Below are 23199 nucleotides of genomic sequence, written 5' to 3'. Positions count from 1 at the left end.
ACGTAAGTCCTCTCGCCGTGACGCGTCAGGGCGAGACGTCGGGGTCCGGGAACAGCGCCTCCGCAAGCGGCGTTTCGGGCGTCGCGAAGGCGTAGAACCGGAAGCGGTCGCCGTCGCGGGCGGAGAACGGTGCGGTGAGGACGACGCGGTCGCCGCGTTCGAGGCGGACCCGCTTGTCCGCGTGGGCGAGCACGTCGGGCGAGACGTAGCCGACGTCCCCGGCGAGCGTCGCGACGTCGGCGTCGACGACGAGGTCGACGTGGGCGGCGTCGACTTGCCCGCCGAAGTGGGTAGCGTCGTAGAGCGGCCGCGACTCGTCACCCTCACCGTCCCACGTCCCGGTCGCGTCGAGGTCGTGACCCGCCCGGTCGAGGAACGCGGCGAGGGCGAGCGTCAACCGAACGCGGTTCGCCGAGGTGCCCGACCGACCGACGCGTTCGCGCATCGCCGCCACCCACCCGTCCGGAATCGAGCACTCGGCGGTGAGGACGAGTGCGTCGAGGGACCCGCGTTCGAGGCGGTCGCGGAGCTGTGCGCGGCGCCGCCGGTGTGCCGGGTCGTCGTACCCGGAGAAGGCGTCGGCGAGCGCGTCGGGTTCGAGGGGGTCGACGTCCACCATCGCCCGAACGTCGGACCCGCGGGCGTATCTGCGTTCTGTCTACGGAGTCGGGTACACCCTCGACGCAGTGCCGGGACAACCTACTTGGCGCTCGGCGACAGGGGTGGTGTATGGGAGACGAAGCCATGGGACGGTTCCCCGTCCCCGACCGAGAAGAGTTGCCTGAGGACGTCCGCGAACGAATCGAGGCGGAGACCGAAGAGGCCGGGTTCACGCCGAACGTGTTCGACGCCTTCGCCTACAAACCCGAGCACTTCCGTCCCTTCTTCGACTACCACGACGCGCTCGTCGAGTCGACACCCCTCTCGCGTGCGGAAGTCGAGATGCTCGTCGTGACGGTCAGCGGCGTGAACGACTGTCTGTACTGCGTCGTCGCACACGGCGCGCTCTGCAGAATCTACGCCGACGACCCGCAACTCGCCGACCAACTCGCGACCAACCACCGGACGGCGGACCTCTCGAAGCGACACCGCGCGATGCTCGACTTCGCGGAGAAACTCACGGAGGAACCCGGCCGCGTCGACGACGCCGACGTGCAGGCGCTCCGCGAGGCGGGATTCTCACAGGAGGAGGTGTGGGACGTCGCGAGCGTGGTGGCGGTGTTCAACCTCTCGAACCGGATGGCCACGGTCGCGGACATGCGGCCGAACGAGGAGTTCTACGACCTCGGCCGGTGAGAACGACTACTCGGCGGGACCGTCGGCCGGGCGTTCGAGGTGCTCCGTCCCCCAGTCACGCATCGCCGTGATGACGGGTTCGAGGGAGTGGCCGAGTTCGGTCAACGAGTACTCGACGCGGACCGGTTTGTCGTTGACGACTTCCCGGTCGACGAGACACTTCTCCTCCAGGTCGTCGAGACTGTCCGAGAGGACCTTCGAGGAGATGCCGTCGACTTCCTCCTGGAGGGCGTTGAAGCCGAGTGGGCCGTCGTTCAGCAACCGGTGGATGATGACCGGGTGCCACTTCTTGCCGATGACGGAGGCCGTGGACGTGATCGGACACCAGTTCTCCCCCGCACACCAGACTTCGAGTTGCGACGCGTCCGACATACTCGTCACTCCGTAGCGTACCCCGACGGAAATAGTTACCTCTCGAAACCTACTTACGACGTACTACCTCCCTGCCCAGTCCGACTCCTGGGAGGCGGACTGGTCGCGCTCGGGGAGGGCCGCGTCGGCGATAGCGTACTGCGACTGCCGTGCGTCCCGGAAGTAGGGCTCTTTGGTGACGATGCCCTCTTCGAGGAGGCGGTCGAGCGCGTCGCGGACCGTCCGCTGGGGGAGGCGCGTCTCCTCGGTGATCTCCTGTTGGGTCAGCGGCCCCTCGTACTCCAGTACTTTGAGGACGAGTTTCGCGCTCGGCGGCAGGTCGGGGTCCTCCATTCGTCTCGACGTAGGGACGACGGTATCCTCATGGTTGTGGCTCGCCGACGGCCCGACGGTCCCGTGGTCCCGACGCCGTCGCCCGACGACGTCGGGCAAACGCTTTCTCCCTCTAGCCGACACACCCTGTATGGGCGACGAGTCGGACGAGATCCAGGCGTTCCAGCTAGAGTCGCGGCTGACGAGTCTCGGCTGTTACCTGCGCGAGGTCGAACGCGACGGGGCCGTCTACCGCGTCGAGTACGAGTCCATCGCGGGCGACGAGCACGGCCGGGTCCCACCGCGGGAGGCGGGGAAGGTCGTGAACGTCTTCCGCGACCTCTTCGAGGAGCGCGACTGGCCGCTCGGTGGCGTCGAGGCGACGGTGACCGACCTCGACGGCGAGCCGCTGGTGACCTGGCGCGTCGACCCCGACTGGATGCGGGCGCTCGAAGCCGGCGACCTCACCGAAGTCGAGTTCTCCCGGCGGGTCGTCGACTCCTTCGAGGACGAAGGCGAGAACTAGTCCGCGTTCGGCGAGAAGCCGATACCCAAGAAGAGGACGCCGGCGGCGACGACGAGGAGCATGCTCAGTGCACCGACGACGTCGCCGTGGCGGTAGAACTGGGCGGCGAGCGCGAGGCTCCCGACGACGAGGAGCGACCCGAGCGAGAGGAGACGACTGTTGGCCGATTCGACCGATTCGGAGGGGACTGGCAGCGAGTTCATGGTGGGGGAGTTCGACGGCACGTTCGCGCCGTCGAGTGTGAGTGATTCGCACACGGCTTCCGGGTGCGGAAACGGTCTCTACTCCACGATACGAGACGGATGGATAAACCCCCTCTCCCGATTTTCAGTTCGTGAGATTCGTCGGTGACGTTGGTTAGTCTTGTCCGAGAGGAGCAAGTGTGAACGCCGTCTGCCAGTTTCGGCCTCGCCGTGTGGACCTGCAACAAACGTTAACCACCCCCGCCGAGTACCACCGACAACCACGCCCGCCATGGTAGACCCTGTCGCCGCGAGTCGGTTACAGTTCGCGCTCACCACCATCGTCCACATCATCTTCCCGGTGATGAGCATGGGTCTCGCCCCGTTCCTCGTCTACTTCACGTGGAAGGAGGTCCGGGACGGCCCACCGGTGTACGAGCAACTCCGACGCTTCTGGGGGACGGTGTTCGCCATCAGTTTCGTCGTCGGGACCGTCACGGGTATCGTCCTCGAGTTCGAGTTCGGCACCAACTTCGGTGCGTTCTCGACGATGGCGGGCCAAATCATCGGCGGCCCGCTCGCCGTCGAGGGCATGATGGCGTTCATGCTGGAGGCGACGTTCCTCGGCATCTTCCTCTTCGGGCGCGAGCGCGTGAGCGACCGCCTCTTCTTCCTCTCGGGACTCGCCGTCGCCGTCGGCTCCTGGCTCTCCGCGCTGTGGATCCTCATCGTGAACTCCTGGATGCAGACGCCACGCGGGTTCGAAGTCGTGGTGCAAAACGGCCACCGCGTCGTGAAACTCACCGACCCGATGGCCGCCTACCTCAACCCGCGCTTCCCGTGGATGTACACCCACATGCAGACGGCGGCTGTCGAGACCGTCGCGCTCTTCATGGCCGGCGTCGCCGCCTACTACGTCTTCCGACACCACGTCTGGGGCTACTCCATCCAGAACGTCGAGTTCTGGGAGAAGTCCCTGAAGATTGCCCTCGTCGTCCTCCTCGTCACCGCGCCCCTGCAGGTCGCGCAGGGCGACGCCTACGCCCGCCACGTCTACGAGACCCAACCGCAGAAGTTCGCGGCGATGGAGGCCGTCTGGGAGACCGAGTCCCACGTCCCCGAGTACATCATCGCCTTCCCGACGGACCTCCAGGACCTGACGAACCCACGCGCGAAGGACCTCTTCGGCATCGGCATACCGGGTGGTGCCTCGTGGCTCGCCAGCGGCGGCAACGCCAGCGCCACCATACGTGGGCTCGAGACCTTCGAAGAGCCACACCCACCGGTGGCCATCGTCTTCTGGTCGTTCCGGATGATGGTCGGCCTCGGCTTCTGGTTCGTCCTGCTGGCCTTCTGGGGCGCCTACCGATGGTGGCGCGGCGAACTGTTCGAGGACGACCTGCTCCACAAGGCGCTGATGGGGTCCTCACTCCTCGGGTTCGTCGCCGTCGAGACGGGGTGGATCGTCACCGAGGTGGGCCGCCAACCGTGGCTCATCCACGGGGTGATGGAGACACCACAGGGCGTCTCGTCCGGTCTCACCGGGACGGAAGCGACGATAACGCTCGTCGGCTTCGCCGTGGGCTACTTCCTCCTGCTCGTGCTCTACGTCTACGTCATTGCCCGCGTCATTCGGCAGGGACCGCCGCCGGAGGAGGATCTCGTGACGGCGGACGCGACGGCCACCGGGCCGACCGCGGAGACCACGGAGGTGAGCGACGATGACTAGCGGACTCGCCGCCGGACCGCTGTTCGGTCTCCCGCTCGCCGACCTCTGGTTCGCGCTCACGTTCGCTATCCTCGGCGCGTTCCTCTTCCTCGACGGCTTCGACTTCGGCGTCGGCGCACTGTTCGTCCTCCGCGACGACGACCACGAACGCGAACAACTCCTCGCGGTCGTCGGCCCGTTCTGGGACGGCAACGAGGTGTGGCTCGTCGTCTTCGGCGGCGTCCTCTTCGCGGTCTTCCCGAGCGTCTACGCCGCGCTCTTCACCCGCTACTACCTGCTGATGTTCGCCATCCTCGCGGCGCTCATCCTCCGCGGACTCGCCCCCGAGATGTACGAACAGCGCCACGACGAGACGTGGCAGCGCTGGTGGGGCCGGTCGTTCGTCGTCGGGAGCGTCGCCGCCCCGTTCTTCCTCGGGACGTTCGTCGGCCTCTGGCTGTTCGGCGCGCCCCACGCCTTCTCGCCGCGCGCCGCACTCGTCGGCGTCGCGGTCGTCGCCCTCACCGTCGTCGACGGCGTGGCGTTCACCCGGCTGAAGGTCCGTGGGGACCTCCGCGACGCGCTCCGACCGTACGGCGTCTGGTCCGCCGTCGCCTACCTCGTCCTCGCGGTCGCCGTCCTCGCGACCGTCGGCCTGAGTGCTCCGTCGCTCCGCCAGCGACTCCTCTCGCCGCTGGGTCTCGGACTCGTCGTGCTGACGGTCCTCCTCACGGCGGGTTACGTCGTCGCGACACGACGCGACCGCTACTACGCCGCGTTCGCGTCCGTCGCCGGACTCGTCTTCGGACTGGTCGCGCTCGTCGCCCGACTCATGTACCCGTACGTCGACCCCGCCGCCCGGACGACGGTCGCCGAGGGCATCGTGGGGACGCTCTCGCTCAACCTCGTCTCCATCGGCGCGGTGTTCTTGCTCCCGCTCGTCTGTCTCTACTTCGCCGTCCTCTACTCGGCGTTCGGCGGCCCCATCGAGGCCGGGGAGGGGTACTGACGATGGCCAACTCGTTGCTCGCCTCGCGTGTCGTCGTGACGTGGGCCGAACTCACGGCCGTCGGTATCGTCGGGGGCTTCGTCGGGAGCGCGCTCGGCGGCCCGCTCCAGTACCTCACTTACCTCGTCGTCTCGCTGCTCTCCGTCGGTATCCTCCTCTACAACGTCGACGCACTCGTCACGGCCCGACTGCGGGAGACCGAGACGTAGCATCGAGCCGTAGCGGCCGCGCCGTCGCGACTCACTCTTCGTCGGCCCCGTCGAGGACCGTGTCGGCCAGCGAGTCCTTGTGGAGTTCGTTCGGCCCGCCTGCGAGCGTGAGCAACCGTGCGTCGCGCAGGTAGCGCTCGACGTGGTGTTCGGTCGTGTAGCCGACGCCGCCGTGGAACTGCATCGCGTCGTTGGCGTTCTCGACGGCCGCCTCGGTGGCGTCGATCTTCGCCGCGGGGAACGCCCGGTCGGTGGCGTCGCCCCGCGCCGCGCGGTCCGCCGCCCGAAGCGTGAGGAGGCGGGCGCTGTCCACCCGGCGGGCCATCTTCGCGACGCCCCAGCGGACACCCTGAAAGTCACCGATGCGCTGGTCGAACTGCTCGCGGTCGCTCACGTACGCCGCGGTGTCGTCGAGTGCGGCACGGGCGATGCCGACGCCGCGTGCGGGGACGTTCACACCGGTCGTGAGGTCGCCCCGGTTCACGTATCCCTCGCCGACTGCGCCGACCCGCCGGTCGTCGGGGACCGAGACGTCGTCGAGGCGGACACGGACCGCCTTCACCGGGCGTGCACCCGTCGTCTCCCACACCTCCTCGATCTCGAAACGCTCGGCGGGGACGAGGAAGGCGGTGACGTTGTGCGGCGCGTCGGCGTCGGGTCCGGTCTTCGCGTAGGTGAGCACCTCGTCGGCGTCGAGGAAGTTGGTCACCCACTGCTTGTGGCCGTCGAGCGTCCAGACGTCTCCCTCGCGCTCGGCGGTCGTCTCCATCCGGAGTTTGTCGCTGCCGGCGTCGGCCTCGCTCAGGCCGAGTGCGCCCACGGTATCGAAGGTGGCCATCTCGGGGAGGAAGCGCTCACGCTGGGCCTCGGTACCGAAACGTTCGATTACCTCGGCGACGCCGAGGTGGAGGGCCACCGCGCTCGCGACGGGCATCAACGCCGCCGCGAGTTCCTCGGTGACGACGGCGAGTTCGACCGGCCCCTCGCCGCGGCCGCCGTAGGTCTCGGGAATCGTCAGTCCGGTGAGTCGACGCTCGCCGAGTTCGGCGAGGATGTCCTCGGGGTACGTCCCGTTCCGGTCGAGTTCGATGGCTCGCGGGCGAATCCGCTCCTGTGCGAACTCCCGAACCGAATCACGCAGTGCGCGCTGCTCGTCCGTGAGGCTGAATCCCATACGAGAAGAGACGGGGACCGGTGAGTTAGTTCTACGGCCGTCGCGCCGGGGGTCGACGGGACGCGCCTACGCCTCGGCCGCGAAGAGGCGGTCGTACTCCTCGGGGAGTTGTTCGCGGGCGCGGTCGAGTTCCTCGCCGTGGACCGCGTCGGCGATGGCCGTCGCCGCGGCCGCCGCCTTCTCCTCGCGCTCGTCGTAGTCGAGGTCGGCGCGACGCTCGACGCGGTCGAGGAACTCGGCGAGCGAGTACTCCTGTGGGTGTCGCGGCGCCGGCATCCGCAGTTCCTCGGCGTACTTCTCGGGGAGGAGTTCCGCGAGGTCCTCGGCCTCGCCCTCCGAGAGTCGCTCGGCGAACGTCTCCAGGACCGCGAGGACCGTCTCCTCGGCGTCCTCGTCCGACTCGAAGGCGTCGTACTCCCGTGCGTGTTCGACGATTTCGGTGGACATCGTACACTCGAAGCGTCGTCCACCGACGTGTTGAGTCTGATGCCCGTTCGGCGACGCCCACCCTCGTACGTTTCTCAGTTGTTCGGCCCATATCTGAGATATGGGCCCGATTTCTCGGCTATCGGCCCCACAACTGAGATATGGCGCACGTTCGCGAGATATCGGCCGCCGTAGCCGAGATATGGAGGGATTGGGGTCGGACCTCGAACCGATACATAGACACGGCTCACTTCCCAACCGACGGGTATGTCGACTCGGTCTCTTCGACGGCTCCTCGCCGGGGTCGCCGCGCTGGCGCTGTTCGCCGGCGTCGCCAGCGCCCACGGCGGACTCGCCGCCACGCAGGAGGGCGGGACGCCGGTCCCGACGTGGCTCTTCCTCGCGACCGGCGGCGGCGTCGTCGGCGCGTCGTTCCTGCTGGCGAGTTTCGCCACCGACCGGGAGTTCCTCACCTGGGTCCACCGCGCGGCCCGCCCGCTCTCCCTCCCGCGAAGTGCCCTGCAGTGGACCGGCCGCGCCGTCGGCCTCCTCGGACTCGGACTCGTGCTCGTCTCCGGCTTCTTCGGCCCGACCGAAGCGATGCGGAACGCCGCCATCCTCCTCGTCTGGGCCGGCTGGTGGGCCGGCTACACGATGACGGTCTACCTGGTCGGGAACTCCTGGCCCGCACTCGACCCCTTCCGGACCCTCACGCTCCCGCTCGACGAGGGACTCCTCGACTACGACGGGTCGCTCGGCGCGTGGCCGAGCGTGGTCGCCCTCCTCACACTCGTCTGGGTCGAAGTCGTGAGTCCCGTCGCCGACGACCCGCGGACGCTCGCAGCGCTCGTCGTGGCCTACCTCGGGGTCGTCTGCCTCGGGGCGGCGCTCGTCGGCCGCGAGACGTGGTTCGACGACCTCGACCCCGTCGCGCGCGTGTTCCGCCTCTACGGCTGTGTCGCCCCGATCCAGCGCGGCGAGTCGGGACTCGAACTGAAGTTCCCGGGGATGGCCGCCGTCGAGGCCGAACCCGCGGACGACTCGGAGGCCGCGTTCGTCGTCGCGCTCGTCTGGGCGACCACGTTCGACGGCTTCACCGGGACGCCGCTGTGGACGGACGTCGCGACCGCTCTCGTCGGTGCGGGACTCCCGTCCGCGCTGCTCTACCCGGGCCTCCTCGCCGTCGGCTACGCCGTCTTCCTCGGCGTCTACTGGGGTGCCTGCCGGACCGCTCGCCGAATCGCGCCGACCTACCGGACCGCCGGGAACCTCGCCCGACTGTTCGCCCCCTCGCTGGTGGCCATCGCCGCGGCCTACCACCTCGCACACTACCTCTCGTACTTCCTGCAACTCTCGCCCGCACTGGTCCAGGCGGTCCTGACGCCCCTCTCGGGGTCGAGCAACCCCCTCCTCCTCTCACTGCCCGGGTGGGTCGGCGTCCTCCCGGTCGCCTTCGTCCTGCTCGGCCACCTCGTCGCCATCTGGGTGGCCCACAGCGCGGCCTACGGCGCCTTCCCCGACCGGGTGCAAGCCCTGCGGAGTCAGTACGCCGTCACCGTGGTGATGGTGTTCTACACCATGACTAGCCTCTGGATCGTCACCCGACCGTTCAGCGCACCACCCTACACATGAGCACGAACACCCAGCAGGCGTACGCCGTCCCGGACGACGCCGACGCCCCGACCTGTGACCACTGCGGCGCGCCCTTCCCGACCGAGCGCATCCGCGCGCTCCACGAGGGGCAGACACACCCGGACGAACTGACCGACGACCAGCGCGAGCGCTTCGAGGCCGCCGCGGCGGAGGAGTCCGACGACCTCCGCCTCTTCCGCTTCAAGGCGCTGGGCGGACTCGTCGTCGTCTACTTCGTCTTCCTCCTCACGTACGCGCTCGCGACGGCCGAGGAGATCGGGTTCGCGGCGGCCTGAACGCGTACCCGTACTCCCCGTCGACCTCACTGGGTCCCGAGAGACTCGACACAGAGGGTACGGTTCCGCAAGATAGTTTGGACAGTTTTGACAGCCAGACCGTGTGTGACGAGCGGGATGGGTGAGACAGTCGAGATAGACGGGACGGCCGAGATAGCTGGGGCGGTCGAACTGGGCGGAACAGCCGACGTAGGCGAAGAACTGCTACACGTCGGCGGTACACACTCCGCGGTCGCTCGGCTACCCGAACTGGACGGACCGGCCGGACCGGACGAATCGGACGAACCGTCACAACCGGTTTTGCTGGCCCGTCCGGTTCGGGAGTGCGACGGTGTCGCTACCGTGCCGCCTCGATGGTCTCGCGCCACTCGTCGGGAATGGGGCGCGAACTCTCGGTCTCCCGGTCGTAGGCGACCTGGACGGTCTCGGCCGTCGCCGCGACCGCGCCGTCGCCGCGTCGGACCTCGTACTCCATCGAGAGGGAGGAGGTTCCGAGGTCGGAGACCGTCAACGCGATAGTGACCGTCTCGTCCGGTTCGATGGGGCGGTGGAAGTCGATCGAGAGCGAGGCGAGGACCGTGTCGACGTCGGCGAGCGTCACGTCGACGACTTCGCGGAAGTAGTCGGCCCGTGCCTGTTCGAGATAGGTCGAGTAGACGGCGTTGTTCACGTGGTCCATCGGGTCGAGGTCGCGGAACCGAACCCGGATCTCCGTCTCGAACTCGTAGTCGTCGGCCATACCGGACGGTCGCCGCCGGGCGGTTTGTAGCCTACGCCTCCGGCACTCTCGTCCATCAAAACCGTCAAAACTGGCAAATCTGTCACAACGAGTTCGTACAATCTTCCTAGCTCGGCCGTCCGACGTCGCTCGGCGGGTCGAACCGCCCGACGTGGCCACGGGGGCAACGAATATGGCTCACCCCGTCCACACCTCGTACATGAGCACTGAACCGCCACGTCGGTCCAGCGACCGCGCGCTCCGGACGCTAGTCGTCGTTCTCGGACTCGTCCTCCTGCTCCCACTGCTGATGATGGCCCTCGCGATGCCGATGATGGGCATGATGGGTTGGTACGGGGGGACGATGGGCGGCTACGGCGGGATGGGCGGCTACTCGCCGCTGTGGGGGCTCGGGATGATGCTGCTCTGGTTCCTCGCGCTGGGCGGCGTCGGTTACGTGGTGTACCGAGTCCTCGCCGGCGATGGCGGCGTGGCCGAGACCGCCGACCCGGCCCTCGAAGAACTCCGAGTGGCCTACGCGCGCGGCGAACTCACGGACGAGGAGTTCGAGGAACGTCGGGAGCGCCTCCGTCGAGACGAGTGACACCGACCGAACACACGTCGAGGCCGAGCCACTCTCACGCGCGAGTCGACGTCGTGCGGTCGTCGCGGTGATCGCCGTGCCACGGACCACACTCGGCCTCTTCGGTGCGTTCGCCGCGATGGGCGTCCTGCTCGTCGTGCCACTTCACGGACTCTCCGCGGCAGGGACGTTCGCGCTCGCGACGATGGTGTTCGCGGCCGTCCTCTGGATCACCGAAGGGCTCCCGCTCCCCGCGACGGCACTCTGTGTCCCGATCCTCCTCACCCTGTTCGGCGTCTTCCCGACGATGGCCGGTGCGCTCGCGGGGTTCGCCGACCCGGTCGTCTTCTTACTCCTCGCCGGGTTCGTCCTCGCGGAGGCGCTCCAGCGACACGGCATCGACCGACGCATCGCCTATCGACTCGTCGCCCGTCTCGGAACGTCGCCGCGACGACTCGTACTCGCCGTCATGGTCGCGACGGCACTGCTCTCGATGGTGGTCTCCAACTCCGCGACGACGGCGATGATGGTCCCCATCGCACTCGGTGTAGCCCGCGAGATCCACGGACACCACGGAACGCCGACCCGACCGGACGCGACGGGAGAACCGGCCGATCGGGCGGAACCGGGAGATCGGGCGGAACCGGGAGATCGGGGCAAACAGTCCAAACCAGACGAACGAGGCGAACGGCCCGAACGGCCCGAACAGGTCGAGCCACGGACAGCGTCGAACCTCGAAGTGTCGCTCCTGCTCGGGACGGCGTACGCGGCCAGTATCGGCGGCGTCGGTACCATCATCGGGACGCCGCCGAACGCCATCGTCGTCGCCCAACTCGACGCCGCGCTGGACGTCCACATCGGCTTCCTCGACTGGCTCGTCGTCGGACTCCCCCTCGTCGCGGTCGGCCTCCCGCTCGCGTGGTACCTCCTCGCATTCTACCTCTTCCCGCCGGAGGTCGAGGAGGTCGGCCGCGCCCAGGCCCACGCCGAGACGGCGTTGGCGGCGATGGGGCCGCTATCACCCGCCGGACGGCGGACGCTCGCCATCACCGCACTCACGGCCGGACTGTGGGTACTCGGCGGCCTCGACTTCCTCTTCGAGGGGGTGTTGCCGCCCGCGTGGTACGCCACGCTGTTCGGCGGCGCGGGGAGTATCGTCGGGACCGCCCACCAGGGCGTGCTGTTCTACGTCCTCGTCGGCCTCGCCGCGGTCCCGGCACTCCTCGTGACGGACTGTATCGAGTGGGACGACGTGATGGCCATCGACTGGGGGACGCTCGTCCTCCTCGGCGGCGGTCTCGCACTCGCGAACGGACTCGCGGCGACCGACGCGACTCGCTGGCTCGCCGAGGCGACGTTCGGGCAACTCGTCGGCGCGTCCATCCTCGTCGTCGCGCTCGCCGTCGTCGCGGTCACGGTCTTCCTCAGCGAACTCGCCTCGAACACAGCGGTCGTCGCCATCTTCGCGCCCGTCCTCGTCACCATTGGCCCCCGATACGCGGCGTCGCTCGGGACGACCGGCGAGACGGCCGCCGTGTTCCTCGCGGTCACGGGCGCCGTCGCCGCGAGTTTCGGCTTCGCCCTCCCGGTCGCGACGCCACCCAACGCCATCGCGTTCGGAACGGGCAGTCTCACCCGCGAACACATGCTCCGGGCGGGCGTCCGCCTCGACCTCCTGTTGATCCTCGTCACGACGGTGACGATGCTCGCCACCTTCCTCGTCGTCTGGCCGCTCGTCTTCTGACTCGACGACGGGACCCTATCCCGACGCGCCGTCGACCGCCGACCGGAGTCGATCCAGTTCGGCCACGACCACGCGGCGTTCGAGGAGCGCGACACCGGCGACGACGATACAGAAGCCGGCGACGGTGTTCAGCGTGACCGCCTGTCCGAGGAGGAGCCACCCGACGACGGCGGCGACGATGGGGACCACGTAGGCGACGAGGTTCGCCCGGACCGAGCCGACGCGGCGGATGAGCGTGAAGTAGATCGGGTAGGCGAGGGCGGTCGAGAAGATACCCACGACGAGCACCGACGCGACCACGACCGGCGTCAGCGCCACGTCCGCGACCGACTCGCCGACGGCGACGCTCGTCACGTGGAGGACGAGCGCCCCGAGGGCCATCGACCACGCGGTCAGCGGGATGCTGTCCATCGACGGCTCGAAACGCTGGGTGAGGACGCTCCCGAGTGCGATCGCCGCGGCCGCGCCGAGGACGCACAGTTGCCCGACGGTCGACCCGCTGGTGAAGGTCGCGGGCGAGGGGTCGACGATGACGACGACGCCCACGAGTCCGAGCAGGATGCCGACGACGCCCCGCACGTCGAGACGCTGGCCGAGCAGGGCGAACGCGAAGACGGGGGCGAGAATCGGGTTGAGACCGTAGAGGACCGAGGCGGCCGCCGGAGTGATCGTCTGCTGGCCGAGGAACAGGAGACCGTTGTTCGCCGCGATGATGGTCGCCGCGCTCACGCCGAGCGCCGCGAAGTCACCACGCGAGTGCGGGAGCCACGAGTCGTGTCGCCACGCGACGTACCCGAGGAGCAACGGAACGGCGACGTCGAAGCGGAGTGCCGCGAAGAAGAGCGGCGGGAGCGCGGTCAACCCCGCCTTGATCGCCACGAACGAACAGCCGAACAGCGTCGCGAGGAGGACGAAGAGGAAGGCGTTCCGGTAGCGGGTCGTAGACACGTCCTCCAGTTCGCCGCAGCGCCGGGTGAATGTGTCGGTGAGTGCAGTTCGACGGTGTCACGGACCGTGGGAGACGGCAACAACGCATTTCCGCGTCCCCGGCCTACGGCTACCTAGTGACTCCACCTCACGACGCCGACCCGGACACCGGTGGGGTGTCCGTGACGGACGGGGAGGGCGCGCCGGTCCCGGACACCACCGAGTACCGGGTCCTCGTCGTCGACGACGAGGTGGCGTTCGCACGCTCCGTGGCCCTCTGGCTGGACGAAGAGGGGTTCGAGACCATCGTCGCCACCGACGGCGACGAGGCCGTCGAACAGTACGGACCGCACGTCGACGTCGTCCTACTGGACCGGAAGATGCCGGGGAGGACCGGCGAGGAGGCCCTCGAAGCGATCCGCGAACAGGAGGGGAACGCCCGGGTCGCGATGTTGACCGCGCTCGAACCCGACTGGGACATCGTCGACGCGGAGTTCGACCTCTACCTGGAGAAACCGGTCGACCGCGAGGACGTCGTCGAGGCGGTCGACCGACTCCTCGTCCGGGCGACGTACGCACGCGAACTCCAGGCGCTCTTCGCCATCGGCACGAAACTCGGCGAACTCCGCTCGCAGTACCCCGAGTCGGAACTCGCCGACGACGAGCGCTTCCAGCGACTCGAAGACGAGTTCGACCGCGTCAGGGCGGCGGCCGAACCACACGTCGGCGACCTCGACCCCGACGAGTTGGCCGCGTACATGCAGATCGTCGACGAGAGCGAGTACACGGACGTCGACACGACCTGAGCGCGAGCGCCGCCGTCCCCTTTCCTCACGTCGCGACCGGGAGCGTCACCTCGAACGCGACACCCCCGAGGTCGCTGTCCTCGACCGTGACCTCCCCGCCGTAGGACTCGACCGCCTCCGCGACGAGGTAGAGTCCGAACCCGCTCCCCGAACTCTCCTCGCCGAGTTCTCCGCGTTCGAAGATTCGTTCGCGACGCGCCGTCTCGATGCCGGGACCGTCGTCCGCGACGCGAATCCGCACGACCTCCTCGCCGTCTTCGCCCACCGTCTCGCGTTCGCCGTCGACCACCACGGTCGGTTCGTCGGTGTCGTTGTGTTCGACCGCGTTCGTCAACAGGTTCTCGAAGAGCGGGCCGAGGAGGTCGTCCGCGGCGACTTCGACGTCGGGGACGTCGCCGAGCGTGACCGACGCCGACGGGTAGTCGCGTCGCGTCTTCGAGACCTCGTCGGCGACGACCGACCGGACGGACCGCGGTTCGAGCGTCCGCTCGCCGTCGTCGACGAGCGCCTGCACGTAGGCCCGCATCGTCTGGACGAACTCGGCCATCGAGTCGACGTGTTCGGCGACGACGTCGCGGTGGTCCTCGAAGTCGACGTCGTCGCGTTCGAGGAGTTGGAGGCGCGCGCTGACGACCTGGATGTCGTTGAGCAGGTTGTGACGCAACGTCCGGTTGACGAACTCGAGTTGCTCGCGCTCCGCTTCGACGCGACGTTCGCGTTCGAGTCGGTCGAGTGTCCGGTCGAGGTGGGTGCCGAGCAGGTCGACGACCGTCCGGTGGTACTCGTCGGGGTGCTCGGCGGCGGTCGCGACTTCGAGGAACCCCCCGTCGCCGAGCCACGACCGGACGGTCGTCTCCGGTCGCGCAGTCGCGTCGTCGGCCGTCCGCTCGAAGACACGGGACTCCCCATCGCCGTCGAGGACGACGCGCGAACGCGCCGGGTCGAGCAACCGTTCGACCGCGTCCAGCGCGGTCTCGCAGGCGGACGCGTCGTCGGTCGTCTCCTGGAGCGTACTCGCCGTCCGGTGGAGTTCCGTGAGGCGGTGGTTCCGTTCGCGCTCCCGGGCGAGCCGTCTCCGCTCGGTGACGTCCGTGGCGACGAGGTAGCAGTGGGCCGCCGTGTCCCGGTCCTCGTAGGGGACGAATCGGACGAGGAACGCGCCCTGTTCGTCGTCGGTGTCACCGTGGACGTGGAGGTCGGTCTCCAACGTCTCCCCGTCGCGGAGGCGTGTGGCGAGGTCGCGTCGGTCGGTCACGCCGTCGAGCGCGGCCAGTGCGTCGTCGAAGACGCGTTCGGGGTCGTCACCGAACTGCCCTCGGAACTCGTCGTTGACCATCGCCACGCTCACGCCGTCGGCACCGACGCCGAGGGCGGCCACCGCGTCGCTCGTGTTGGTGAACAGGCCGGCGAAGCGCTCGCGCTCCCGTTCGAGTTCCTCCGTGTGTCGGTCGGTCCGGGCGCTGTAGATGCCGACACCGAACGTCGCGACGGCGCCGAAGAGGACGCCGTCGAGCGCGAGGACGACCGGCTTGAGCGCGTGCATCGACCACAGTTGGAGCGCGCCGACCCACGCGAACGCGAGCGCGGTCCCGGCGGTTCCGGCGAGCGTCCACGTCGAGACCGTCTCGACGTGGCGTGGCTCCCAGTCACGGCGCGCGAGCCAGACGCCGCCGGCGACCAGTCCGGACGCGAGCACCACCAGCACCGAGTTCTCGACGAGCGTGGCCCCGAGCGACCACCCGAGGCTCGTGACGTCGTCGTAGACGTCGTAGAGCGGCACGCCGAGCATCGCGACGCCGACGAGGCTGACGACCGCACTGGACAGGTATCGCCGTCTCCGGTCCGCACTCGAGTTCGACGCCATGGTACCGACTACCGACCGACACACCGTCAAAGCACGGGCGAAGCCGAAACGACGAACAGCCTCCCGCCGAACGACCAGGTATGGGCAAGTTCACCGCCGAGGAACTCGTCGAACACGTCTTCGACCGGACGGGCGTCCCGAACGAGGACGTCCTCGTCGGCCCCGCGACCGGCGAAGACGCCGCCGCCATCGACGTGGGCGACGAGACGCTGGTCGTCAGCGCCGACTCCATCTCGCTGGCGGCCGACCGCATCGGCCAACTGGGCGTCGCCATCGCCTCGAACGACGTCGCGGCCTCCGGTGGCGTCCCCGAGTGGCTCGTCGCGACGCTCCTGCTCCCCCGACACGACACCGACCTGCTCGACCGCATCGCGGGCCAGATCGACGAGACCGCCCGCGCCCTCGACCAGACGGTCGTCGGCGGCCACACCGAGAGCGTCGCCGGACTCGAACGCCCGCTCGTCTCGCTGACGTCGATGGGCGTCGCCGACCGGTTCGTCCCGACCGGCGGGGCCGACCCCGGCGACCGCGTCGTCCTCACGAAGGGGGCCGGCATCGAGGCGACCGGCGTCCTCGCGACCGACTTCCGCGACGAGGTCAACGGGGTCGACGACGACGTCCTCGACCGCGCGGCGGGCTTCTTCGACGAGTTGAGCGTGATTCCCGAGTCGAAACTCCTCTCGCCGCTGGCGAGCGGAATGCACGATCCGACGGAGGGCGGCGTCCTCGCGGGACTCGTCGAGATGGCGCTCGCCGCCGACCTGACCCTCGACGTCGAGCGGGCGGCCGTCCCGGTCCGTCCCGAGACCGAACAGGTCTGCCGGGCGGTCGGCGTCGACCCGCTCCGCGTGCTCGGTTCCGGTGGACTGCTCGCGACGCTCCCCGAGGCGAAGGCGGACACCGCGCTCGCCGCACTCGACGACGCGGGCATCGAGGCGGCCGAAATCGGGCGCGTGAGAACAGGTGACGCGTGCCTCGAACTCGACGGCGAGCGCCTCACGTCGGCGCCGCAGGACGGGATGTACGCCCTCTGGGAGTGAGTACGACTCAGTCCTCGCGGCCGTCGACCCGGATGCCGCGGATGTCGCCGCCGCGCTCGTCGACGACGAACTGCCCGGCGGCCTGGGTGCGGTAGCTGACGACCGCGACCCGGAGGACGTAGGCGCCGACGAGGACGAAGGGCGCGAACGCGACCGCCTCGGCACCGGCGACGAGGAGGTTGCTGTCCGGGAGTTCGTCGAGGAAGTGCATGAACGCGGAGACGATGGCTGCGCTCACGGTCGCCGTCAGGACCAAATCACGCGACAGCAGGGCGAACTCCCGGCGGGTGGCGATCGTCTTGAAGTACTCGCGGGCGGTCGCGAAGTACTGGAGGAGACGGAGCAACTCGTCGATGGTCTCCTCGGTCCGCTCGTCGAGGTGCTCGCTGTACTCCGCGCGTAGCCGCCGCAGGTCGTTGATCTGCCGGTCGTGGTTGTAGTCCATCATGGCGAGCGTCACGTCGAACGTCGACTCGGCGTCGCGGAGTTCCTGGTTCATCTCTCCGGTCTCCTCGGCGAGCGAGGCGACGTACCCCTCGACGTTCTCGCGGACCTCGACGTCGAACGTCGAGAGTTGGTCCTGGAGGTACTGGGCGCGTTCGAGGATGTCACCCGAGAGCAGGCGGACGAGCGGTTCGGGCCGCGCCGGAACGTGGTCGACGTCGACGACCCCCTCCAGTTGGCGGCGGTACTCGACGATGCCCTGGATGCGGCCGAACTGCTGGGCAACCGGGTTCTGTTGTTGGGAGACGAACAGCGAGTTGACCGAGACGACGATGGAGAAGAGGAAGAACGTCCCGCTGAGGAGCGTGCTCACCAGCGGGACCGTCGTCTGTTCGTCGGCGAGCGTCTCGGTCACCGACACCGCGATGACGGTATCCGCGAGCGCGATGGCGACGAACCCGGAGAGGAGGACGAGTAACGCCACGACACGCCGATCACCCGTCAGGGAGAGCCACCGCCAGAGGCGGTCGACCGGCCGGCGGAGACGCGACGTCGTGTCGCCTCCTCCCTCGTCGCGCCGACGGTTCGTCCGTGAGCGACCTGGACCAGCACCCATCTCACTCCCGGAGTCGGACCGCGCGAGTGAAAGGGGTTGTGTCCGAATCGGGACTACAGTTCGACGATGTCGACGACTTCCGCGCCGTCGGCGTGGACGTGGACGTCGACGAGACTCGACACGTCGAGGTCGGTGAGGACGGTATCGGTGTCGACACGCCGGACGACGACCGAGACGTCGACGACCTCCGCACCGACGTCCGCCAGCGCCTCGACGACGGCCGCGAGCGACTCGCCGGTGCTGACGAGGTCGTCGAGGACGAGGACGCGGTCGCCCGCCTGGACGTCGTTGACGTAGAGCGTCTCGCCGTCCGGACGCTCGAAACTCGCCTCGCCGGGGAGGCCGTACTCGCGGTCGCGGACGACGACGAGCGGAATGTCGGTCACGAGCGAGACCGCGGCCGCGACGTGGATCCCCATCGTGACGGGGGAGACGATCTTGTCCACGTCTTCGAGGGCGGTGGTCTCGACGATGCCGTTGACGACCTCGCGGATGAGCGCGGGGTCGAGCGTCGGGAGTCCGTTGCTGATGGGGTGGACGAGGTAGTGGTAGCCGTCGCGTTCGACGACCGGCGCCTCCTCGACCGACGTCAGTAGTCGTTTCATCACCCCTCAGTCGGGTGTGACGGGTATAGAAGCCACCGCATCTACTATCCAACTCGGTTCGTCCATATCTTCTAGTTTGGACGTACAAACTGGACTGGACGGTTCGACCGGCCGAAGTGTTCTTGAGCGCCGCCGTCGAAGCGACCGGACGTGAGCACGGTCGTCGGTTTCGAGTCGGCCGAGGGCGTCGTGTTGGCGGGCGACCGGTACGCCGTCCGCGGCGGCCGAGTCGTCGGACGCGAACGGCCACACGTCTTCGACCTCGGTGTCGAGGGGTACGGTGTCGCCGCCGTCGGAGACGACCTGGACGGGTTCGAGCGCCGCGTCGACGCCGAACTCCGACGCTATCGAACGGAACGCGGCGACCCTTCGATCGAGGCGTTCGCCCAGTTGGTCGCCGGAGTCACCGAGGGGACCGCGGTCGACGCAATCGTCGGCGCACGAGCGGACGACGGGACGGCCCACATCCGGACCGTCGACCGCGACGGGAGCGTCCTCGCAGACGAGTTCGCCGCTCGCGGGACCGGCGCCGACTTCGCGCTCGGCCGCCTCGAAGCGGCGGACCGGGACGTCGGTCTCGACGAGGCCGTCGAACTCGCCCGCGAGACCGTCGAGACGGTCGCCCGACGAGACGCGCTGACGGGCGAAACCGTCGACGTGTGGCGTCTCGCCGGCGAGTGAGCGCGGCGCGGTCGTGGAGCGCCGCCGCGGCGAATCGATATATCCACATACAGTTTATTAGCTGAACGCGCCCGCGAGGACGTCCCGCATCTGCTCGCGGCGCATCTTCCGGCGCTGTTCCTCGTCGAGGTACTTCCGCCAGACGACTTCGGGAGAGCTAGAGCCCTGTTCGGCGGCGACGTCTTCGAGGTCCTGGATGGCGGCGTCTCGCGCGTTCGAGTAGGCCGTGTACCAGAAGCGACGCCCCATCTGTGGAACCGGCTTCTCTCCGCCGATTTCGGCCGGGAGGGCGGCCCGTTCGGCGAGTTCGTCGAAGCGCGAGAGGAGCGTCTGGCGCGCGATGTGGCCCGTCTCGGACTCGCTGGAGGGGAAGAGGTAGCCGTTCCACTCCGCGGCGCCGCCGAACTCGTCGAGGCGGTCTTCGAGGTCCGCGACGCCGTAGAGCAGCGAGACGGTCCCCGGCCCGTTCTTCCGCTCGTCGAACGCGACGTACGGGACGTCGTCCTCGTCCGGGTCGAGGACGAACTGCGAGGCGTGGAGTGCGGCGACTTCGCCCGAGCGGAGACCCCACCCACAGAGTGCGACGACGAGGAGGCGCTCCTCGGGCGTCTCTGCGGCCCGGTAGAGGGCGCGGACGTGGTCGGGTTCGAGGTGGACCGGGTCGCCGTCGTCGACGTTCCAAGAGAACGCGCCGTCCGCAACCTCCGCGGGGTTCAGACGGGCGCGACGCCGGCGGAGCAACGAGGCGTAGAACTCCTTGGTGATCTCGAGGATACGCCGTTTCGTCCGTGCGCCGTCGAGGTCGACGTTCAACCGGTCGAACGCGTCGAGACACTGGTCGATGGCCGCGGTGTCCGGGTGGTTGCTCTCGCGGGCGACCGGCGAGAGGAGGTCGCCGTGGCCGTTCGCGTCCGTGTACGCGCGGACGTATCGATTCAGCCGGTATCGGTACGTCCGGACGGTCCGCGCCGACTGGATGGGTTCGTTGCGCTCGGCGTGCTTCTCGAGGAACGACTCCAGGGCGTCGACCGTCGCCTCGTCGTCGCTCGCCCACTCGTAGCCGTCGTCGGCCGACGCCGCGAGTCCGAGGTCCTCCGCCCAGAACTCCGAGAACGTCCGGTCGTGGTGCTCGCGGAGCGTGTAGATGAGCGTCCGGAACCCGTTCTCGCGGAGCCACTGGTGGGAGGGACGCTCGGACTCGGGGTCGCGGCCGTCGGCGCGCAGCGCCGGCGCGACGTGGTCCCAGTAGACCGCCTCGAGTTCCTCGATGTCGAGGAGGGTCCACTTCGGGCCGTCACCCCCGGGGTCGTCCCCGGTCATCGCCGCCTCGCGGTGCGTCCGGTGCCGACTCGGCCGACGCTTCGCGAGTGTGCGGCCGATGGAAGCGCGCTCGCGGCGGTTCGGGTCCGTTCTAAGCCACCCGTTTTCGACATACACGCCGTTTCAGTCGCCTCGCTAATAATTCTGGTGTGTTTCCAGACTGCGAGAGTCTGTCCAACTCCAGAGAATCCGGGCCGCGGCGGCACGCGAACAGATAAATCGTATGTCGCTATACAGAATTGGTTCGCCGGCGCGCTCCAGCGAAACGCGAGAAACACGGAGTACATCCCCATACTGGACGTATCCGGGAGGTGACTCCGAGGCGGCGCCGAGCCCGGTCGGTCAGTCCGCGTCGACGACGGACTCGTTCACCCGATATATCGTCACGGCCGAGTTCCGGTAGGCGACGTCGAGCGCGTCGGCGGCCGAGAAGTTCTGGGGCCCGGCGTAGGCCTGGCGTTCGTTCGGCCCGACGTAGACGTACCGGACGTCGTACTTGTCGAGGAGGACCCGGACGGACCGCGGGTCGTCAGTCGTGTAGAGCACCTCGACGTCGACCCGGCGGTTCTGGTAGGCCTCGCGACCGCGATAGCCCTTCTCGTGGGACCACCCGAGGACCGTCGGGAGACCGGTCATCGTCGAGGGGGCGTTGACCCAGGTGTAGATGACGGTCCCCGGTTTGGTGACGATGGTCGGCGTCCCGGACCGGCGGTCGAGCCAATCGATGGCCGCGGCCTCGGCGGGGTGGTACCGCTCGACGTACGCCGTCCCGTCGAGCGTGAGCGGTTCGGGTTCAGCGTCGAGCGTCTGGTCGAAGTGGCCGCCGAACGCGAGGACGCCGAACGTCGCACTCCCGAGCAGGAGGACGGCGACGGCGACGACCGTGAGCACGGGACGAGCGTGTTCAGTGGAGGCCGTCACGTCCAGCGGCCGGTCGGGGAGCGCCGTTCTGACGCGGGCGAGAACGTCGGCGAGCGCGGCGGCCGCGGCGACGCCCCAGAGCACCCACACCTGCATCGAGACCTTGTAGACGGTGTTCCACCGGGGGACGTTCGGGTCGAAGGGCCACACGCGTGCGTACGCGAACTCGACTGCGAGAACGAGACCCGCCCCGGCGACGACGAGGACCGCCTCGTAGCCGACGTCGGCGTCGAGTCGGAGGAGGTGCCACGCCGTCACGAGGAAGGGAACGACGAGGACGACCGCCGCGAGGTCGAACGCGAGCAGGACGCCCGAGACGAGGACGAAGACGAGCGCGCCGCCCGCGACGTGTCGGCGGTCGACTCGTGGCCGGACGCGCGGCCAGAAGAAGAGCGCGAACGCGGCGAGGAAGACGCCCCAGACGAGCACCAGCGGAACGAGGTCGCTCCGCGGCGGGAAGAACCCGACGCCGCGGTTCGTCGGCGTGTGGAACAGGAGGAACGGCGACGCGACGGCGGCGACGAGGAGACCGGCGAGACCGGCGACGCCGGCGGCACCGAGCACCCGGCGGAGTTCGGCCCGCGGATCGAGTGCCCCGTCCCCGGGGGAGACGTCGCTGACGGGGAACTCGACCCGCGAGCGCAGGGCGTCCGGCAGCAGCGTCACGGGGTCGGCATCGGCGAACGTCAGCGCGAGCCACAGCAGGCCGACCGTCGTCGGGAGACTCCACGTGCTCGTGACGCCGAGGACGCCGCCGACGAGCGGGACCGCCACGAAGACGAGGAGTCGTCGACGCCGGCGGTCGGTCTCCGGCGTCCGGTAGTAGGCGAAGCAGAGCGCGGCGACGAGCAGGAGGAACGGCGTCGCCAGCATGTAGGCGTTCAGGTCGCCGTTGTAGAACGCCCAGAGTGGGAACGGCGTCAGCGTCCCTTCGAGGACGTACCGCGCGAACCAGGCGGAGAACGGGTCGACCGACGACCCCTCGCGAACGGCGACCTCGTAGGGGGCACGGATCCCCTGGAAGACGCCGTGACCGTACCGGAGCGCGAGGTCGCGGGGGAGGAGTCCGAACAGCGCGCGGACGGGCGTCGCGAGGTTGCCGGCGAACCCGACGAGGAAGGCACCGAGGAGACCGCCGAGACGCGCCGAGTGCCCACGGGCGTCGGCGAGTGCGCCCGCGAGTCCGTAAGCGGTGACGACGAGCGTTGCGAACGCCGACGCCAGCGCGAGGTTGTAGCCGAACCGTGGCGGCGTCCCCGTGAGACGGACGAGGAGTGCGGCCCGGAGTTGCGCACCGTAGTAGTAGCGGACCGGTTCGCCGGCGAACCAGGGGTCCTCCGGCGGGAGGACGGGTGCCCGGAGGATGGCGTTGAGCAGCGCGTAGTCCAGAAACTTCTCGCCGCCGGCGGGGACGATACCCGGAGTGACGGCTCGGACGGCGACCACGACGAGGAACGCGACGGTGAATACGGTCGCCGCGCCGGCGTAGGCCCGAAAGTCGAGGTCGAGGGCGCGGTCGTGGGCGCGGTCGACGCCGACGCCGCCCCGTATCGCCAGCGCGGACGCAATGCCGACGGCGACGAGACCGGCGACGGGTGCGAGCCACCCGAACCGGAGGTGACCGACCCAGTAGGCCGTAGCAGTCAGGAGCGCGAGCGAACACGGGAGGGCGAGTGCGGCCCCTCGGCCCGGGAATCGCCGAAAGAGGACGGCGGCGACCGGGAGCCCCACCGCACCGACGGCGAGGACGAGGAGGAGCCAGCGGAGGACCAATCCGAACTCCATGTG

The 23199-nt window shown here is 68.9% G+C and carries 25 protein-coding genes; 12 read left to right on the top strand and 13 right to left on the bottom strand.

Annotated features, from left to right (window positions below; all coding sequences use genetic code 11):
* Nucleotides 1-25: 25 nt before the first annotated feature.
* Nucleotides 26-619, bottom strand: a complete 594-nt coding sequence (locus P0Y33_RS01170; RefSeq protein WP_279528749.1) for a hypothetical protein — start codon at nt 617-619, stop codon at nt 26-28.
* Between the two features lie 110 nt (nt 620-729).
* Between P0Y33_RS01170 and P0Y33_RS01165 the strand changes: the two genes are divergently transcribed.
* Complete coding sequence (locus P0Y33_RS01165) at nt 730-1296, top strand: peroxidase-related enzyme (protein ID WP_279528748.1); 567 nt, start codon at nt 730-732, stop codon at nt 1294-1296.
* 6 nt (nt 1297-1302) lie between these two features.
* Here the strand turns inward: P0Y33_RS01165 and P0Y33_RS01160 are convergent, their stop codons facing one another.
* Together P0Y33_RS01160 and P0Y33_RS01155 are read right to left on the bottom strand one after the other, a co-directional pair.
* The gene (locus P0Y33_RS01160) at nt 1303-1668 is read right to left on the bottom strand and encodes a winged helix-turn-helix transcriptional regulator (RefSeq protein WP_279528747.1); all 366 of its coding nucleotides are present in this window, start codon (nt 1666-1668) and stop codon (nt 1303-1305) included.
* Nucleotides 1669-1731: 63 nt separating this feature from the next.
* Nucleotides 1732-2001 (bottom strand): MarR family transcriptional regulator, encoded by a 270-nt coding sequence (locus P0Y33_RS01155; RefSeq protein ID WP_279528746.1) that lies wholly within the window; start codon nt 1999-2001, stop codon nt 1732-1734.
* 130 nt (nt 2002-2131) lie between these two features.
* Here P0Y33_RS01155 and P0Y33_RS01150 point away from each other — a divergent pair, with 130 nt between their 5' ends.
* A complete protein-coding gene (locus P0Y33_RS01150) occupies nt 2132-2506 on the top strand; it encodes a hypothetical protein (protein ID WP_279528745.1) in 375 nt (124 codons plus the stop codon).
* Here P0Y33_RS01150 and P0Y33_RS01145 read toward each other — a convergent pair.
* Entirely contained in the window at nt 2503-2709 is a 207-nt protein-coding gene (locus tag P0Y33_RS01145; protein WP_279528744.1) for a hypothetical protein, read from the bottom strand. The two genes, P0Y33_RS01150 and P0Y33_RS01145, sit on opposite strands and share 4 nt — an antisense overlap.
* Before the next feature lie 271 nt (nt 2710-2980).
* On the opposite strand from P0Y33_RS01145, the gene P0Y33_RS01140 reads away from it, so the two are divergent.
* Genes P0Y33_RS01140 through P0Y33_RS01130 form a run of 3 tightly spaced genes read left to right on the top strand, consistent with a single transcriptional unit; the run spans nt 2981 to nt 5614 of the window.
* Nucleotides 2981-4417, top strand: coding sequence for a cytochrome ubiquinol oxidase subunit I (locus P0Y33_RS01140; protein WP_279528743.1), 1437 nt, complete (start codon nt 2981-2983; stop codon nt 4415-4417).
* Entirely contained in the window at nt 4410-5405 is a 996-nt protein-coding gene (locus P0Y33_RS01135; protein WP_279528742.1) for a cytochrome d ubiquinol oxidase subunit II, read from the top strand. The genes P0Y33_RS01140 and P0Y33_RS01135 overlap by 8 nt, the downstream gene beginning before the upstream one ends.
* A gap of 2 nt (nt 5406-5407) precedes the next feature.
* Entirely contained in the window at nt 5408-5614 is a 207-nt protein-coding gene (locus P0Y33_RS01130) for a hypothetical protein (RefSeq protein ID WP_279528741.1), read from the top strand.
* 31 nt (nt 5615-5645) lie between these two features.
* On the opposite strand, the gene P0Y33_RS01125 is transcribed toward P0Y33_RS01130, so the two are convergent.
* Complete coding sequence (locus tag P0Y33_RS01125) at nt 5646-6788, bottom strand: acyl-CoA dehydrogenase family protein (protein ID WP_279528740.1); 1143 nt, start codon at nt 6786-6788, stop codon at nt 5646-5648.
* A 66-nt stretch (nt 6789-6854) separates the two neighbouring features.
* Complete coding sequence (locus P0Y33_RS01120) at nt 6855-7235, bottom strand: DUF2267 domain-containing protein (RefSeq protein ID WP_279528739.1); 381 nt, start codon at nt 7233-7235, stop codon at nt 6855-6857.
* A 246-nt stretch (nt 7236-7481) separates the two neighbouring features.
* On the opposite strand from P0Y33_RS01120, the gene P0Y33_RS01115 reads away from it, so the two are divergent.
* Both P0Y33_RS01115 and P0Y33_RS01110 read left to right on the top strand, forming a co-directional pair.
* The gene (locus P0Y33_RS01115) at nt 7482-8846 is read left to right on the top strand and encodes a hypothetical protein (protein WP_279528738.1); all 1365 of its coding nucleotides are present in this window, start codon (nt 7482-7484) and stop codon (nt 8844-8846) included.
* The gene (locus P0Y33_RS01110; protein WP_279528737.1) at nt 8843-9142 is read left to right on the top strand and encodes a DUF7410 domain-containing protein; all 300 of its coding nucleotides are present in this window, start codon (nt 8843-8845) and stop codon (nt 9140-9142) included. The genes P0Y33_RS01115 and P0Y33_RS01110 overlap by 4 nt, the downstream gene beginning before the upstream one ends.
* Before the next feature lie 337 nt (nt 9143-9479).
* Here the strand turns inward: P0Y33_RS01110 and P0Y33_RS01105 are convergent, their stop codons facing one another.
* The gene (locus tag P0Y33_RS01105) at nt 9480-9881 is read right to left on the bottom strand and encodes an acyl-CoA thioesterase (RefSeq protein ID WP_328518024.1); all 402 of its coding nucleotides are present in this window, start codon (nt 9879-9881) and stop codon (nt 9480-9482) included.
* A gap of 199 nt (nt 9882-10080) precedes the next feature.
* On the opposite strand from P0Y33_RS01105, the gene P0Y33_RS01100 reads away from it, so the two are divergent.
* Together P0Y33_RS01100 and P0Y33_RS01095 are read left to right on the top strand one after the other, a co-directional pair.
* Complete coding sequence (locus tag P0Y33_RS01100) at nt 10081-10464, top strand: SHOCT domain-containing protein (RefSeq protein ID WP_279528735.1); 384 nt, start codon at nt 10081-10083, stop codon at nt 10462-10464.
* A 76-nt stretch (nt 10465-10540) separates the two neighbouring features.
* Entirely contained in the window at nt 10541-12187 is a 1647-nt protein-coding gene (locus tag P0Y33_RS01095) for an SLC13 family permease (protein ID WP_279528734.1), read from the top strand.
* Between the two features lie 15 nt (nt 12188-12202).
* Here the strand turns inward: P0Y33_RS01095 and P0Y33_RS01090 are convergent, their stop codons facing one another.
* Nucleotides 12203-13135, bottom strand: coding sequence for a DMT family transporter (locus tag P0Y33_RS01090; protein WP_279528733.1), 933 nt, complete (start codon nt 13133-13135; stop codon nt 12203-12205).
* A 116-nt stretch (nt 13136-13251) separates the two neighbouring features.
* On the opposite strand from P0Y33_RS01090, the gene P0Y33_RS01085 reads away from it, so the two are divergent.
* A complete protein-coding gene (locus P0Y33_RS01085) occupies nt 13252-13920 on the top strand; it encodes a response regulator (RefSeq protein ID WP_279528732.1) in 669 nt (222 codons plus the stop codon).
* A gap of 25 nt (nt 13921-13945) precedes the next feature.
* Here P0Y33_RS01085 and P0Y33_RS01080 read toward each other — a convergent pair whose 3' ends face one another.
* Nucleotides 13946-15784, bottom strand: a complete 1839-nt coding sequence (locus tag P0Y33_RS01080; protein WP_279528731.1) for a sensor histidine kinase — start codon at nt 15782-15784, stop codon at nt 13946-13948.
* An 80-nt stretch (nt 15785-15864) separates the two neighbouring features.
* Here P0Y33_RS01080 and P0Y33_RS01075 point away from each other — a divergent pair, with 80 nt between their 5' ends.
* Nucleotides 15865-16824, top strand: coding sequence for an AIR synthase family protein (locus P0Y33_RS01075; RefSeq protein WP_279528730.1), 960 nt, complete (start codon nt 15865-15867; stop codon nt 16822-16824).
* Between the two features lie 7 nt (nt 16825-16831).
* Here the strand turns inward: P0Y33_RS01075 and P0Y33_RS01070 are convergent, their stop codons facing one another.
* Nucleotides 16832-17884: a hypothetical protein gene (locus tag P0Y33_RS01070; protein WP_279528729.1), complete on the bottom strand. Its 1053-nt coding sequence runs from the start codon at nt 17882-17884 to the stop codon at nt 16832-16834.
* Between the two features lie 53 nt (nt 17885-17937).
* Nucleotides 17938-18489, bottom strand: coding sequence for an adenine phosphoribosyltransferase (locus P0Y33_RS01065; protein ID WP_279528728.1), 552 nt, complete (start codon nt 18487-18489; stop codon nt 17938-17940).
* Nucleotides 18490-18639: 150 nt separating this feature from the next.
* Here P0Y33_RS01065 and P0Y33_RS01060 point away from each other — a divergent pair, with 150 nt between their 5' ends.
* Nucleotides 18640-19170, top strand: coding sequence for an Ntn hydrolase family protein (locus P0Y33_RS01060; protein ID WP_279528727.1), 531 nt, complete (start codon nt 18640-18642; stop codon nt 19168-19170).
* Between the two features lie 57 nt (nt 19171-19227).
* On the opposite strand, the gene P0Y33_RS01055 is transcribed toward P0Y33_RS01060, so the two are convergent.
* Nucleotides 19228-20490 (bottom strand): hypothetical protein, encoded by a 1263-nt coding sequence (locus P0Y33_RS01055; RefSeq protein WP_279528726.1) that lies wholly within the window; start codon nt 20488-20490, stop codon nt 19228-19230.
* Nucleotides 20491-20832: 342 nt separating this feature from the next.
* A complete protein-coding gene (locus P0Y33_RS01050; RefSeq protein ID WP_279528725.1) occupies nt 20833-23196 on the bottom strand; it encodes a DUF2298 domain-containing protein in 2364 nt (787 codons plus the stop codon).
* Between the last annotated feature and the right edge of the window lie 3 nt (nt 23197-23199).

This window comes from Halospeciosus flavus (assembly GCF_029814175.1).
GTDB lineage: Archaea > Halobacteriota > Halobacteria > Halobacteriales > Halobacteriaceae > Halospeciosus > Halospeciosus flavus.
Note: the sequence above shows the minus strand (reverse complement) of the source record. Positions and strands in the feature narration are given on the sequence as shown.

Bases quoted from the DNA above. Each gene is read 5' to 3' on its own strand.
- P0Y33_RS01170 (WP_279528749.1), bottom strand. From the start codon at position 619: ATGGTGGACGTCGACCCCCTCGAACCCGACGCGCTCGCCGACGCCTTC.
- P0Y33_RS01165 (WP_279528748.1), top strand. From the start codon at position 730: ATGGGAGACGAAGCCATGGGACGGTTCCCCGTCCCCGACCGAGAAGAG.
- P0Y33_RS01160 (WP_279528747.1), bottom strand. From the start codon at position 1,668: ATGTCGGACGCGTCGCAACTCGAAGTCTGGTGTGCGGGGGAGAACTGG.
- P0Y33_RS01155 (WP_279528746.1), bottom strand. From the start codon at position 2,001: ATGGAGGACCCCGACCTGCCGCCGAGCGCGAAACTCGTCCTCAAAGTA.
- P0Y33_RS01150 (WP_279528745.1), top strand. From the start codon at position 2,132: ATGGGCGACGAGTCGGACGAGATCCAGGCGTTCCAGCTAGAGTCGCGG.
- P0Y33_RS01145 (WP_279528744.1), bottom strand. From the start codon at position 2,709: ATGAACTCGCTGCCAGTCCCCTCCGAATCGGTCGAATCGGCCAACAGT.
- P0Y33_RS01140 (WP_279528743.1), top strand. From the start codon at position 2,981: ATGGTAGACCCTGTCGCCGCGAGTCGGTTACAGTTCGCGCTCACCACC.
- P0Y33_RS01135 (WP_279528742.1), top strand. From the start codon at position 4,410: ATGACTAGCGGACTCGCCGCCGGACCGCTGTTCGGTCTCCCGCTCGCC.
- P0Y33_RS01130 (WP_279528741.1), top strand. From the start codon at position 5,408: ATGGCCAACTCGTTGCTCGCCTCGCGTGTCGTCGTGACGTGGGCCGAA.
- P0Y33_RS01125 (WP_279528740.1), bottom strand. From the start codon at position 6,788: ATGGGATTCAGCCTCACGGACGAGCAGCGCGCACTGCGTGATTCGGTT.
- P0Y33_RS01120 (WP_279528739.1), bottom strand. From the start codon at position 7,235: ATGTCCACCGAAATCGTCGAACACGCACGGGAGTACGACGCCTTCGAG.
- P0Y33_RS01115 (WP_279528738.1), top strand. From the start codon at position 7,482: ATGTCGACTCGGTCTCTTCGACGGCTCCTCGCCGGGGTCGCCGCGCTG.
- P0Y33_RS01110 (WP_279528737.1), top strand. From the start codon at position 8,843: ATGAGCACGAACACCCAGCAGGCGTACGCCGTCCCGGACGACGCCGAC.
- P0Y33_RS01105 (WP_328518024.1), bottom strand. From the start codon at position 9,881: ATGGCCGACGACTACGAGTTCGAGACGGAGATCCGGGTTCGGTTCCGC.
- P0Y33_RS01100 (WP_279528735.1), top strand. From the start codon at position 10,081: ATGAGCACTGAACCGCCACGTCGGTCCAGCGACCGCGCGCTCCGGACG.
- P0Y33_RS01080 (WP_279528731.1), bottom strand. From the start codon at position 15,784: ATGGCGTCGAACTCGAGTGCGGACCGGAGACGGCGATACCTGTCCAGT.
- P0Y33_RS01075 (WP_279528730.1), top strand. From the start codon at position 15,865: ATGGGCAAGTTCACCGCCGAGGAACTCGTCGAACACGTCTTCGACCGG.
- P0Y33_RS01070 (WP_279528729.1), bottom strand. From the start codon at position 17,884: ATGGGTGCTGGTCCAGGTCGCTCACGGACGAACCGTCGGCGCGACGAG.
- P0Y33_RS01065 (WP_279528728.1), bottom strand. From the start codon at position 18,489: ATGAAACGACTACTGACGTCGGTCGAGGAGGCGCCGGTCGTCGAACGC.
- P0Y33_RS01055 (WP_279528726.1), bottom strand. From the start codon at position 20,490: ATGACCGGGGACGACCCCGGGGGTGACGGCCCGAAGTGGACCCTCCTC.
- P0Y33_RS01050 (WP_279528725.1), bottom strand. From the start codon at position 23,196: ATGGAGTTCGGATTGGTCCTCCGCTGGCTCCTCCTCGTCCTCGCCGTC.